Below are 13981 nucleotides of genomic sequence, written 5' to 3'. Positions count from 1 at the left end.
ACATGTTGTCGAAGTAGCCATTTTTAAGGGAGCAGGACGCCCTAAACTCGGGCAACCTCCTGAGCGTATCGAATACCAGATTACGGGGGCATTATGCACACCACTCGCATCCAGAGAAGCCGCTTTATAACAACTGGGCTTGTTCATTATTGCCACCAACGATGTTAACATAGCAAACTTGCTGAGTAGCTACAAAGCGCAGCAGAATGTAGAAAAAGGCTTCCGTTTCTTGAAAAGTCCCGATGGGTATTCCAGTGTTTCAAAGGAATAAGCATTATATATTTACCAGACAAAATTCCTATCGTTGCCAATTTGGAAGCGCGCAATCAAACCATCATTGATTGTTTAGGTGAACAGTATCAGAAAGTTTATTCTTAAAGTGGGTGCGGAAGATCGGGTAGCGCCATTAGGTGCAAATTAGGTGGTGCCATTACGCCGCAAACGAAATGGCTCCATAGCGGTGCAAATTAATAAAGAGAGTAAGAACATCTATTTTGAACAATTTTTTGATAGTAAAATTGTTATCGATGCATGTAAAAAGTAGTTTTTTAATAACAGCTACAAAGTGTTTTGTAGGTGCCATTTTATTTCGTACTCATGCACATAAAAAAAGCGTAGCTAATAGGCAACGCTTAAGTTCAACTCTGTAGCGCCTAGCACTGATTATTTAGTCAAATAATCTAGTACAACTTGGTGATGGTCTTTGGTTTTAAACTTATCGAAAAAGTACTTTATTGTTCCGTCTTGGCCAATTAAAAAGCTTAAACGGTGAATGCCGTCGTATTCTTTACCCATAAACTTCTAACCTTGGAAATAGTTTATGACTAAAATTATGATATAGGCAATAAAAAACTATCTTTAACAGTGTGTTAAGTTTAAATTATTATGTATTTATTTCAGTTCTAAAAATTTATCATAAATTTTAGAAAAATGTTTCATTTTTTGATGATTTCATCAAAATATTTATCATAAAAATGAATATACTCTTAGGCATTATCTGCGTCCTATAATGTTTTAATTATATCTTTCTGTAATCTCGGTAAATCGGTAGCCCATTAATTACGTTAACTTAATCCTCTCAAGCAGCTGTAATATAAGTCCCTTTCAAAATATTGGTAATCATCTGAGATGTCTAAGTTGCTTATTTTAGGTAAATAAACATCCCCCGTGTGCTTTTGAATGCGTTCAATATGTTGCTCTTCAAATACATATACTTGATCAGCCCATTGCAACATTTCTCCGGTACAAAGAGTAGAATCAGCTTTACTCACATATTTTTCGCTAAAGCCAGCTGATTTGTATTGGTGGTTATTATTGGCAGCACGAAACAACTCTTCAGCAGTTTTGCTTCGTTGTATATTACTAGTACATAAAAAGAGAATATTCATAGGCGGCTATTCCTCATGAAAAATCACCCGTCCTCATGCGAACTAGCATACCCACCACTTCATCAGCATTTATGGATAATTGTTCAAACGGCGACTTACCTTGTAAAAGTGGCTTGGGTTTATTGAGCCACTCTTGGCACACCCGTTCATCATATTTAAACTGCTTCATCAGCTCTTGATAAATATCAAAATGATCAGTTTTTAAATGTTCTAATTCGGCAAAATTAGTATGTTTTTCTACAGAAGGTTTGGTGTTTTGATGAGACATAAATTTAAGCTTTTAAATAGTGATGATCTATATCAACACTAAAGCATAAAATCTATTTGCTGTCTAACTCATAATGAGACATACTATTTCAACTCGAATGGAAAATGTCAATAGAATCAGATTATCGAATGGACGAATTCAGTTTTGCACAGAAGCAGCGCCTAGCTTATATCGACTTTAAGCTCTATTTTACTGGGATGGTAACTCGCAGTGAAATAGTCAGCCATTTCGAATTGGGCCTTGCCGCAGCAACCCGAGATTTAAAGTTCTACAAAGACAATGCACCAAATAATATGGCGTATGACAATGTAGAAAAAAAATACTTCATCACAACGCAATTCAAGCCCATATTTAAACATGATGCTCGCCGTACCCTTATTAAGTTAGCGAATAACATTAGCGATGGTTTTGACTCTATTGGTGATACTTCATTCCCTATTGAATCACCAAGCCCGTTAAACGTGCCTGATATTGATATTATCGCTAAACTATCTCAAGCAATTATCAATCATAAGCCTATTAGCGTTATATATACGTCTTTAAGTAGCGGTTCAGGTGCAAGAGAGTTAGTGCCTCATTCAATTGTAGATAATGGCTTACGCTGGCATTTAAGAGCGTATGACCGCAAATCAAAGTCATTCAGAGACTTTGTGTTAACTCGCATTACCAAAGTTACAATTCAAGCACAGAAATCATCCCCTGAAGAAGATAAATTAGAAGATCATCAATGGATGCGTATGGTGCCATTACAAATTGTTCCGCACCCAAATAACGTTAAGCATCCAACCGCCATTAAGCTCGATTTTGGTATGGAAAAAGGCGTGTTAGAAGTTAACGTACGTGCCGCAATGGCAGGCTATTTATTAAGACGTTGGAATGTGGATTGTTCTGAAAGTGGTTCGCTTTCAGGCCCAGAATATCAACTTTATTTACAGAATATACAAACATTATACGGTGCTGAAAATCTTGCTATAGCGCCAGGGTATGGAAACTAATTATGTTAATTGATAACACAACATCAAAAGTAAAAGACCTCTTATCCGATACTTTATCGTCAAGTGACAAGCTTTCTGTAATGACAGGGCTCTTTTCAATATATGCTTTTGATGATCTCAAGGATGAATTAAATAAACTTAAAAGCGCAAGGTTACTCTTCTCTCAGTTTAAGGGTTTCGGCAATATAGATAATGCCTCTACACCTTTTGGTTCTCTTTTGGGAGGGGAATATGAAACAAAATTTAGAAATCAGCTTAATCAAAAATCAATAGCGAAAGAATTTGCTCAATGGCTTGACCAAAAAGCAAAAATTAAACTGGTGAGTCAACCCGGGGCAGTAGGTAAACACATCATTGCAAATGAAGGTACTGAATTAACCGCAATTGATGGTGCTCAATTTAACGGTTCTGGTATGGGCTTAGTTGAATCAACGGGCTTTGACATGATCACTAAAATTCCTGCCCCACAATCTGAAGATTTATTATCGTATTTCAACATGGTTTGGAATGCCAAAGGCCAAGTGGTAAACGCAAAAGATGAGTTTCTTAACCAGCTTAACCAATTAACCCAAGATAAAAGTCCTAATTTTATATACTTCATCACACTTTATAACCTTTTCAAAGACTTTATCGGCGAGTTACAAGAAGAAAATATAATCAACACCAGAACAGGCTTTAAAGACAAAGTTATATGGAATAAATTATATAAATTTCAGCGAGATGGTGTTCTTGGTGCCATAGACAAGTTAAACAAATACAATGGCTGTATTATTGCTGATAGCGTTGGTTTAGGTAAAACCTTTGAAGCACTTGCTGTAATAAAATACTTTGAACTACGAAACGACAAAGTATTAGTTCTTTGCCCTAAAAAACTCAGAGACAACTGGTTAGTCTATACCCAAAACGATAAACGAAATTTATTAGCTGATGATCGGTTTAACTATGATGTACTCAATCATACCGATATGAGCCGACATAAAGGCTATTCAGGAACAATAAATTTAGAAACTTTGAACTGGGGAAACTATGACTTAGTTGTTATTGATGAAAGTCATAACTTTCGGAACAACAACCCTAAAAAAGAAGGTAAAAACCGCTACCAAAGGCTTTTAGATGACATAATTAAAGGTGGAGCTAAAACCAAGGTATTAATGTTATCTGCAACCCCAGTTAACAACCGCTTAAATGACATGAAAAATCAGGTCGCTTTCATTACAGAAGCTAATGATAGTGCGCTGAATGAATATGGAATCAACAGCATAGAGGCTACACTTCGAAAGGCGCAAACTCATTTTAATGTTTGGGCAAAGCAGCCGCCTGAAGAGCGTACAGCACAAGATTTGCTAGACACCATTAACTTTGATTATTTTAAACTATTAGACATTTATACAATTGCACGATCTCGAAAGCACATTGAAAAATACTATGGCACTGCTGATATCGGTAAATTCCCAACAAGGTTATTACCAAAGAATGTTAAATCAGATATCGACCTCAATGGCGAATTCCCCCCACTTAAAGAAGTTAATGACACCATAAGACGTTTGAGCTTAGCTTGTTATTCACCTATGAAGTATGTGCGAGTCGAAAAACAAGCCGAATATGCGAGAAGGTATGATCAAAAGGTAAAAGGAGGCTCTTCTACCTTTAAACAAGTAGATCGTGAAGAAAGTTTAATTCACTTAATGCGAATTAACTTACTCAAGCGTATGGAAAGCTCTATTCATGCCTTTCACTTAACCTCAGGTAAACTGCTTGGGCAAGTAACAAGTATTTTGAGTCAAATTGAGCACTTTAACGAAAATTTAGCACCTAAAATCACGTCTGAATTAACGGAAGAGTTTGTCGCTCCTCCTATTGAAGAAATTTATGATTTTGAGTTAGAAAATCCAGAGTTAGCGCCATATATGGTCGGTAAAAAAACCAAAGTGCGTATACAAGACATGGATTTAATTCGCTACGCACAAGACCTTGATGCCGACAAAGCTTTTTTAGAAATGATAGTTGATGAAGCTCATCGAATAACAGCAACCAAAGATGCAAAATTAAAAGCACTTAAAGACACAATCGTTGAAAAAGTTAACAGTCCTATAAATGGTCAAAATAGAAAAGTTATTATTTTTACCGCCTTTGCAGATACAGCTGAATATTTATATAAAGATATAGCTAACTGGGCTGATAACGAGTTCTCAATAAAATCAGCCATTATTACAGGGCAAAAAACAGATACTACGTTGAAGGACCCTCAAGGCAAACGTGTTACAGCAGATCTAAACTCAATGCTGACTCACTTTTCACCACGCTCTAAAGAACGAGATAAAGTATTTCCAGAGTTCCAACAAGAAATAGATATATTAATTGCTACCGATTGTATTTCTGAAGGTCAAAACTTGCAAGATTGTGATTTTTTAGTGAACTACGATATTCACTGGAATCCGGTTCGCATTATTCAACGTTTTGGACGAATTGACCGTTTAGGCTCGATTAATGACAAAATTCAGCTTGTTAACTTTTGGCCAAACATGGAACTTGATGAATACATAAATTTAGAAGCTCGCGTGAGCGGTAGAATGGTATTACTTGATATATCAGCAACAGGTGAAGAAAACGTAATAGATCAAACCGCTAGCGAAATGAATGACCTTGATTACCGCCGAAAACAGCTTGAGCAACTTCAAAACCAAGTTGTTGATCTAGAAGAAATATCAGGTGGTGTATCCATAACCGATTTAACACTAAATGACTTTAGAATGGATTTGTCAGATTTCATGAAAAATCATTTGGATCTTTTAGAGCAGTCACCAACAGGCTTATACGCACCGATCAAAATTGACAGCACTCAAAATGAATTAAAAGACATTGCTGATGACTTAATACCTGGTGTTGTTTTTTGCTTAAAAGATAAAACTGGAAATGTGCAAGTAGATGATAGCTATGCACTATCCCCCTATTATTTGGTTTATGTATCAGATGAAGAACAAGTTGTTTATTCATTTACTCAGGCTAAACATATGCTTGACCTGCTTAAAAAGTTCTCGGCACTAAAAAATGAAAACTCATTAGATGAGGCAAACAATTTATTCAATCAAAATACCGAAAACAATAAGGATATGGCACATTACCAAACGCTACTAAAAGTAGCAGTAGAGGATATTGCTGGTAAGAGTCAAGAAAAAGGTGCCGCTAGCTTGTTTAGTCGTGGTGGAACTACCTTAACATCAAGTTCAACTCAACAAGTTAATGACTTCGAAGTTGTTAGCTATGTAGTTGTTCTATAGGTAGTAATTGTTTATGAATCATAACTCGTTATTAACAGAGCTAATCGCTAACCTTAAGTTACCCAATGAAACTAAGTTGGGCGTTAAGATCCCGAAAAAAACCTTGAGTGATAACACTGAGCTCAGTAATAATGATAAAAGTATTATCAAAGACGTACTCAAATCAATCGACTGGGCATATACGCTTAAACCTGAAACAATCAATATTCCAACCTTTGAAGATGGTGTTAGAGAATATCTTGAAATAGCTATTTTGCAGGTAAAAGTTAAAAGCTTAAATCAAACAAAACAGCTCTGTAGATTGCTGCACAGTAACATTCCATACCCAACATTGCTTTTAGTTGAACATGAGCAATCACTAGCATTAAGTGTTGCCTATAAACGTATTAATCAGGCTGATAGCCACAAGTTAACCATAGAAAAACAATTCGATTCAGGCTGGTTAAACAAGCCACTTGAATCTATTCGACAAAGCTTTATTAGTGACTTTTCATTAAGTAACTGTTCAACAGTAAGTTTATATGACTTGTATAGTGACTTTATTAATAAATTTAACCGCTTAGAATCCGCGAAATTTACCGGTGTTTACGGCAGCCATCAACAAACCAGTGATAGCCCACAAGTAACAGCAACTCTTGAACAATTAAAAAGCTTAGAAAGCGAGCTAAATGGCTTGCGCAACAAGTTAAAAACTGAAAGCTTAATGAACAATAAAGTTAAGTTAAATGTTCAGGCAAGAGCAATAAAAAAACAAATAAAACAACTTAAGGAACAGCTTTAACAGCTGATAACAAGGAACCCTATGAAACTTAAATTAGCCTTAGAAAATTGCTATGGCATAAACCAGTTAAATAAAGAGTTTGATTTCACAAAATCAGCCAGTAACGATGGTGTTAATTCGCTATATGCGCCAAACGGCACACTAAAAACATCACTTGCTAAAACCTTTATTGATGTAGTTAATGAAGAAGAAACCAAAGATTTAATTTTTCCTGACCGTGAGACTAAAAGATATATCACCATTGATAATGTTGCTATCACTCCTGAGCAAATAATGGTGATTGAGTCATACAATGAAAGTTATAGCTCTAAGCAACTTTCAACACTGCTAGTAAATGACACGCTAAAGCAACAATACGATACAGCGTTAAAAGAAGTTGATGAAAAGCGTACCGCTCTAGTAAAAGCAATAGCACAACCAGCAGGTAAAAAAGGTGTTGCGATCAATGCTTTTCCTAAGTTAATTTGTGAAATTTATAGTAAGCCAGAAAAGGGGTTTTTAGAGTTACTAGCGGAGCTACATCAAGAAACATTGCCTGACTACAGTAGTTATACAGCTTTTAAGTTTGCTGACTTATTTAACGATAAAGTATTAGCGGTAATTGCCAAAGGTGACTTTGCAAAAGAGTTATCCGATTACGTTGATACTTACGATAAACTAATTGACCAATCAACGGTTTTAACAAAGAGCTTCAATCATCAAAAAGCCGGCACAGTTTCTAAAAGCCTTGGCGATGCTGACTTTTTTAAGGCGAAACATAGTGTCAATATATCAGTTGATGGTAAGCCTCAATTGGCTGAAGATTTAGACCAGCTAAATGCAATCTTACAAGCTGAACAAGAAAAAGTGCTTAATAGCGATGATCTAAAACAGCAATTTGCAAAAATAGACGACAAGCTTAAAACAAAAGATACCGCAGCGTTTAGAGATTTTATTACCGAAAATCAGGCGTTACTCGCAGATTATCAAGATATCCCACAATTCAAAAAAACAGTTATTAAAAGCTATCTACAAGCGCATCAAACTTTATGGGATGACTTAGTAACAACCTACCAAAATAACCAAGCAGTGGTCGAAGGTATTATTCAACAAGCAAAAGCAGAACAAACAACCTGGGCAGCTGTAGTTGATACGTTTAATGAACGTTTTACCGTGCCATTTAAACTAAGCGTAAACAATCAAGATGACGTTATTTTAAATAACCAAGCTCCAACAATTCAGTTTGAATTTAATGACGGACGTGGCGCTCCTGAAATAGTTAACCAAAAAAGCTTGATTGAAGCGCTTAGCCAAGGTGAAAAACGAGCATTGTACATTCTTAATGTGTTATTTGAGGTAGAGGTTAAAAAGCAGCAAGCCGTACCAACCATTATCGTCATTGATGATATTGCTGATTCATTCGATTATAAAAACAAATACGCCATTGTTGAATATCTACAAGACATTGCTGGAATAGATATTTTCCACCTATTTTCACTGACTCATAACTTTGATTTTCACCGAATAATCAGTAGTAGAGTAGGTGTTAAACGCAAAAATAGATTAATGGCTACACGCTGTGTTGATACAACTGATATATCACAAGAAAGATATCAAAATGATGTTTTTTCCGCGTGGAAGCAAGAGCTAGCAGGTAATGTTGGTTATTTATTAGCGAGTATTCCATTTGCACGAAATATAGCTGATTACTGCGGCCATGAGGCTCACTACACAACGTTAACCTCTTTGTTACATATAAAACCAGATACTAGCGACATAAAGGTATCTCATCTTGAAATTATCTATAAAGACATTTTTGCAGATCAACAAGGCTTAGTATTACCAAATCAAGATAATGTATTAAAAGACATGATTTATGCTAAAAGCGAAGAGTTGCTGCAAGGTAATACCGATGCAATAGAATTAGAAAATAAGGTGGTATTAGCCGTCGCCATTCGTCTAAAAGCTGAAGAATTTATGATCAGCAAAATAAACGACAGTGTGTTTGTTTTGGGTATCACCAAAGATCAAACCAGAAAGCTATTCAATAAATTTTGTGAGTTATTTCCAGGAGAACTAACAACTAAAGCATTGCTTGATCAGGTAAACCTGATGACGCCTGAGAATATTCATCTTAACTCATTTATGTACGAACCCATTTTAGATATGTCTGCTCATAGGCTTTACCAGCTCTATGCAGAAATCAAACAATTATCAGATACCGAATAAGGCAGAAAACATGAAATCAACAATGGAACAGATAAGCAACCAATCAGCTGAATCGAAAAGCCTTGATATTACCGATGCTAACATCGAGCAATTAAAGCAAATTTTCCCTGACGTATTTAGCGAAGGCAAGGTTGATTTTGATGCCTTAAAGGCCGCTTTAGGTGAAGCAGTTGATGATTCAGATGAACGTTATAACTTTACGTGGAATGGTAAGAATAGAGCCCGCCAAATAGCACAAACCCCATCAACAGGTACATTGCGCCCCTACAAGGAAGACAGCGTAAATTGGAATAGCACCGAAAATCTATTTATCGAAGGTGACAATCTTGAAGTGTTGAAGCTATTGCAAAAGTCATATCACAAAAAAGTGAAAATGATCTATATCGACCCGCCTTACAATACGGGTAAGGATTTTGTGTATAAAGATGACTTCCAAGACAATATTTCAAATTATTTAAAAACTACAAGTCAAACAGATTCTGATGGAAATGTTTTCAGCAGCAATCCTGAGACATCTGGTCGTTATCATAGTGCCTGGCTGAATATGATGTACCCAAGACTCAAGTTAGCTAGGAATTTGCTTAAGGATGATGGTGTAATTTACATATCCATTGATGAATCTGAAATAATAAATATGAGAAAGGTTTGTGATGAGATATATGGTGAAGATTGCTTCTTGGGTTCAATAATATGGAAGAAAAAAACTAATGGTAACAATATGGGCTATATTCCACCTGTTCATGACTACATAATCGCGTATGGAAAAAAGGATTTGGAAAGTGCTATTACTGGGTTTCCATTAACCAAAGAATTCATAGAAAAAACATACTCAAACCCAGATAATGACGAGCGTGGAGCATGGACAACTAGTGATTTATCAGCAAATCATAAGGGACCTTATTTTGAAATTGTCAATGATGCAACAGGACAGGCTTTTCTACCTCCTAAAGGAAGATATTGGGTTTTTAATGAAGAAGAAGTAAAACGAAGAATAAAAGATGGACGAATAATTTTTGGTAAGTCAGGGAACAGTGCTCCTATTCAAAAAAAATATCTCAAAGAGAGAACTTCTAACCATACTAAACCTGATAGTTGGTGGGATAAACATGGATATAACTCAGATGGCACAAAAGAAATAGCAAATTTGCTTGGACCCAAAGTTTTCGACCACTCTAAACCGACTGTATTGCTAAAAAAACTTCTATTGATGACAGTCGATGAGCATGACACCGTATTAGATTTTTTTGCTGGTTCTGGAAGTACTGCACACGCAGCATATGATTTTCAAACTGAACATGAACTGCCTATAAAAACAATTTCAGTTCAGCTGCCTGAAAAAACAGATGCCAAATCAGTTGCTTGTAGCATGGGGTATAAAACAATCTCAGAATTGTCCTTAGCAAGAATAAAAAAAGTTATTGCTGAGTCAACTCAAGAACATGGGATAAAAGTTTTCAAACTTGATGAAACTAATATTCGACGATGGGATGCTGACTTTGATGATCTTGCACCAGCACTTCAACTTGCAGCTAAATCAATTAAAGAGTCTAGAACCGCAGAAGATGTATTATATGAAATTCTACTCAAATACGGTATTGAGCTAACAACCTTGGTTGAAGAAGAAAACATAAAAGGTAAACAAGTTTTTGTTGTTGGTGCTGGTGCCTTAATCGTCTGTTTAGACGATGACATTACAGAAGCTGTTGTTGAAGGTATTGCAGCGTTAATTGATGAGCTAGAGCCAGAAAGTACCCAAGTGGTATTTAAAGATGAAGGCTTTGCTAATGATGACAATGTAAAAACCAATGCAGTGCAAATACTTAAACAACATGGCGTTGAAGACGTTAAAAGTATTTAAGGAGAGATAAGTTATGAAAATTCAATTTAAATCAGACTTATCCCACCAACTGGAGGCAATTAATGCAGTTGTTGGTGTATTTGAAGGGCAAGAGTCATTTCAGTCAAACTTCACCGTTGCTGAAAATGCCTTTACCAATGAACAAATGGATTTCTTTGCCCAAAATAATGATATTGGCCATGCTAATGCATTAACTTTGTTACCAGAAGAAATTTATGAAAATACTCGAAATGTTCAGCTCCTTAGTGGTTTAGAACAAACTGAAAATGCGAAACAAGCATTGCCAAGTTTAGATTTCTCTATCGAGATGGAAACGGGTACAGGTAAAACTTATGTTTATTTGAAAAGTGCCTTTGAGCTAAATCAGCGTTATGGATTAACAAAATTCATTATTGTTGTGCCTTCAGTCGCGATTAAAGAAGGTGTTTATAAGTCACTACAAATCACTGAAGAACATTTTAGAAAAGACTATAAAAATGTTCAGTATGACTACTTTGTTTACGATTCATCAAAACGTGACCAAGTGCGTAACTTTGCGACCAATGATTACATTCAAATCATGGTGATTAACATTGATGCATTTAGTAAATCATTCACAGACCCTAGTAAAGAAACTAAGGCCAACTTAATTCACCGTACAGATGACCGTTTAAACGGTATGAAGCCGATTGAGTTTATTAAAGCGACAAACCCTGTTGTTTTAATCGATGAGCCCCAATCAGTAGCTTCTACAGCTAATCGTAAAAAAGCGATAGCGAGCTTAAATCCGCTATGTACCTTCCGCTATTCTGCAACCTTAACTGAAACCCATAATATGCTGTACAAGCTTGATTCTATAGATGCTTATGAGCGCAAATTAGTTAAGCAAATTGAAGTTGCTTCATTAGATGTTAAAGATGGCCACAATCAGGCTTACATAAAACTGATTAGTGTTGATAATAAGAAATCACCCATCTCAGCAAAAATAGAAATAGACGCTCAAACTAAGCAAGGTAAGCTGCAAGCTGGCAAACAAATCACGATTAAAGATGGCAATGTGAATGACTTATTTCAGCTATCAGGTGGTCGCAGTGTTTACGAAGGTTTAGTGATTGACGAAATCTATTGTGAGGAAGGTAATTCATATATTGATATCAACAATGGCGAGCATATTATTTATGTTGGACAATCTATTGGTGAAGTTGACCAAGATGCGTTTAAGCGTATTCAAGTAGCAAAAACCATTGAAGAGCATTTAGAAAAAGAGCTTAAGTTTTATAATAAAATCACAACTGGGGCTGAGCAAAAAGAACATGCCCAACTACTTAGTGAAAAAGGCATTAAGGTATTAAGCTTATTCTTCATTGATAAAGTCGCTAATTATCGTGGTTATGCCGAAGGTGGTGTGCCAGTAGCTGGTAAGTTTGCGGTTTGGTTTGAAGAAGAGTTTACTAAGTTAGTTAAAAAGCCTAAATATCGTATTTTATATCCAGATATTTGGGATCATGATGGTCAACGTTATGTTGTAAATGATCAGGCACTCAAAGAGCTAGCGAGTGAAGTGCATGATGGTTACTTTGCACAAGATAAGAAAAAAGATGCCTCAGGTAATCCGCTTTTCGCTGATTCTAAAATAACTAAAGGTGAAGGTGGTAAAACTGCTGCCGATGAATCTGCATATAACCTAATAATGCGAGATAAAGAGAAGTTACTTTCACTTGATAGAAAGCTTCGTTTTATTTTCAGTCATTCAGCGCTTAAAGAAGGCTGGGATAACCCCAACGTTTTTCAAATTTGTACGTTAAATGAAACGATTTCTGAAAATAAAAAGCGACAAGAAATTGGCCGAGGTTTACGTCTAGCTGTAGATCAGTCTGGTGAGCGTGTACCTTATGGTTTTGAAGTTAATACCCTTACAGTTATGGCTAATGAATCATATGAACAATGGGTTAAAACGCTTCAAGATGAAATTGAAAAAGAAGAAGGGATAAAGTTCGGCTCAGTTGTTTCTCATCAGTTTGCCAATATTCCTGTCTCAGGAGAGCATGGTGAAAAAGAGTTTTTAGGTGCGAGTAAATCTGAAGAAATCTATAACCACCTTTTAGAACATGGTTATATTGATAAAAAGGGCAAGATTCAAGATGCATTAAAAGCTGATATTGAAACAGGAAACGTTAATTTACCAGAATCAGCAAAACCTTATTCTGAAGCCATTGTAGCGACATTGACTAAAGTCGCTAAAGGCTTAAGTATCAAAAAGCATGAAGAAAAGAAAACGGCTAAGTTGACAGAAGATCATGATGGTAAGCAAATTGTTTTAGGCCCTGACTTTAAAGCCTTGTGGGATAAAATAAAATTCAAAACAACTTATCGAGTTAAATTTAGCCAAGCAGTACTTATTGAAAATTGTATTAAAGAAATTAGAGCTAATGTGGCAGTTGCCAGTGCTAAATTTGAATACAAAAAAGTAAAAGTAGCTGTAACTGAAGCAGAACTAGAAACTTACGATGAAAAAACGAAAATTCAATATTATCGTAATCGTAACTTTAAACTCCCTGATATTATTACTTATCTTGCTGAGCAGTCTAATTTAACACGCCAAACGATAATCGATATCTTATTAGGTATTGAAGACAAGTTAGAAGCGTTTAAAAACAATCCTCAAAAGTTTATTGAACTAGCGGGTGAAGTAATTAAAAAGCAAATGCGTTTAGCGATTGTTGATGGCATTAGCTATCAACGCATTGGTGATGATGAGTACTATGCTCAAGAGCTTTTCCAAGAAGAAGAGTTAACGGGTTATCTAAAGGATATGGTTGAAGCTGAAAAATCAGTTTATGACTATGTGGTTTGTGATTCTGACACTGAAAAACTGTTCGCAGAAAAACTTGAAGGTGCAGAAGACGTTAAGCTTTATGCCAAGCTACCAGCGTGGTTTAAAATTGATACGCCACTTGGTAGTTACAACCCCGATTGGGCAGTATTAATTGATAAAGATGATGGTCAGGGTGAACAGCTTTATTTTGTTGTAGAAACTAAATCAAGTATATTCTCTGACGATATTAGAGCATCTGAACAAGGTAAAATTAACTGTGGTATCGAACACTTTAAAGCTTTAAGCAAAGGTGTTAACGGTGAAGAGCTAGACAACCCAGCTAAGTTTGTTAAAGCTGACAACTACGATACATTTTCCACTCATCTTTAGAAGTAAAAGCCAGTATCACAA

8 protein-coding genes and 1 pseudogene are annotated in these 13981 nt (G+C 35.8%); 6 read left to right on the top strand and 3 right to left on the bottom strand.

All coding sequences use genetic code 11. From position 1 onward, the window contains the following. Positions 1-663 precede the first annotated feature (663 nt). From HHO47_RS06920 to HHO47_RS19180, 3 genes and pseudogenes are all read right to left on the bottom strand, one after another. Positions 664-801, bottom strand: a pseudogene (locus tag HHO47_RS06920) (thioredoxin-dependent thiol peroxidase); the annotation flags it as partial. Between the two features lie 263 nt (positions 802-1064). Then, on the bottom strand, positions 1065-1388 hold the full coding sequence (locus tag HHO47_RS06915) for a phosphotyrosine protein phosphatase (protein ID WP_169019628.1): 324 nt from the start codon (positions 1386-1388) through the stop codon (positions 1065-1067). A gap of 13 nt (positions 1389-1401) precedes the next feature. Next, positions 1402-1656, bottom strand: a complete 255-nt coding sequence (locus HHO47_RS19180; protein ID WP_211183636.1) for an antitoxin Xre/MbcA/ParS toxin-binding domain-containing protein — start codon at positions 1654-1656, stop codon at positions 1402-1404. A gap of 104 nt (positions 1657-1760) precedes the next feature. On the opposite strand from HHO47_RS19180, the gene HHO47_RS06905 reads away from it, so the two are divergent. The 6 genes from HHO47_RS06905 to HHO47_RS06880 are packed head-to-tail and all read left to right on the top strand — an operon-like array spanning position 1761 to position 13960. Next, positions 1761-2651 carry a WYL domain-containing protein gene (locus tag HHO47_RS06905; protein WP_169019627.1) on the top strand — a complete coding sequence of 297 codons (891 nt, stop codon included), beginning with the start codon at positions 1761-1763 and terminating at the stop codon, positions 2649-2651. A gap of 2 nt (positions 2652-2653) precedes the next feature. Further along, entirely contained in the window at positions 2654-5929 is a 3276-nt protein-coding gene (locus HHO47_RS06900) for a helicase-related protein (protein WP_169019626.1), read from the top strand. A 13-nt stretch (positions 5930-5942) separates the two neighbouring features. Further along, positions 5943-6710 carry a DUF4391 domain-containing protein gene (locus tag HHO47_RS06895; RefSeq protein WP_169019625.1) on the top strand — a complete coding sequence of 256 codons (768 nt, stop codon included), beginning with the start codon at positions 5943-5945 and terminating at the stop codon, positions 6708-6710. A 21-nt stretch (positions 6711-6731) separates the two neighbouring features. Then, positions 6732-8918: a hypothetical protein gene (locus tag HHO47_RS06890; protein ID WP_169019624.1), complete on the top strand. Its 2187-nt coding sequence runs from the start codon at positions 6732-6734 to the stop codon at positions 8916-8918. A 10-nt stretch (positions 8919-8928) separates the two neighbouring features. Beyond that, entirely contained in the window at positions 8929-10776 is a 1848-nt protein-coding gene (locus tag HHO47_RS06885; RefSeq protein ID WP_211183635.1) for a site-specific DNA-methyltransferase, read from the top strand. Positions 10777-10789: 13 nt separating this feature from the next. Next, positions 10790-13960, top strand: a complete 3171-nt coding sequence (locus HHO47_RS06880; RefSeq protein ID WP_169019623.1) for a type III restriction-modification system endonuclease — start codon at positions 10790-10792, stop codon at positions 13958-13960. Positions 13961-13981 lie beyond the last annotated feature (21 nt).

It is taken from the genome of Pseudoalteromonas arctica, assembly GCF_012927645.1.
GTDB lineage: Bacteria > Pseudomonadota > Gammaproteobacteria > Enterobacterales > Alteromonadaceae > Pseudoalteromonas > Pseudoalteromonas arctica_A.
Note: the sequence above shows the minus strand (reverse complement) of the source record. Positions and strands in the feature narration are given on the sequence as shown.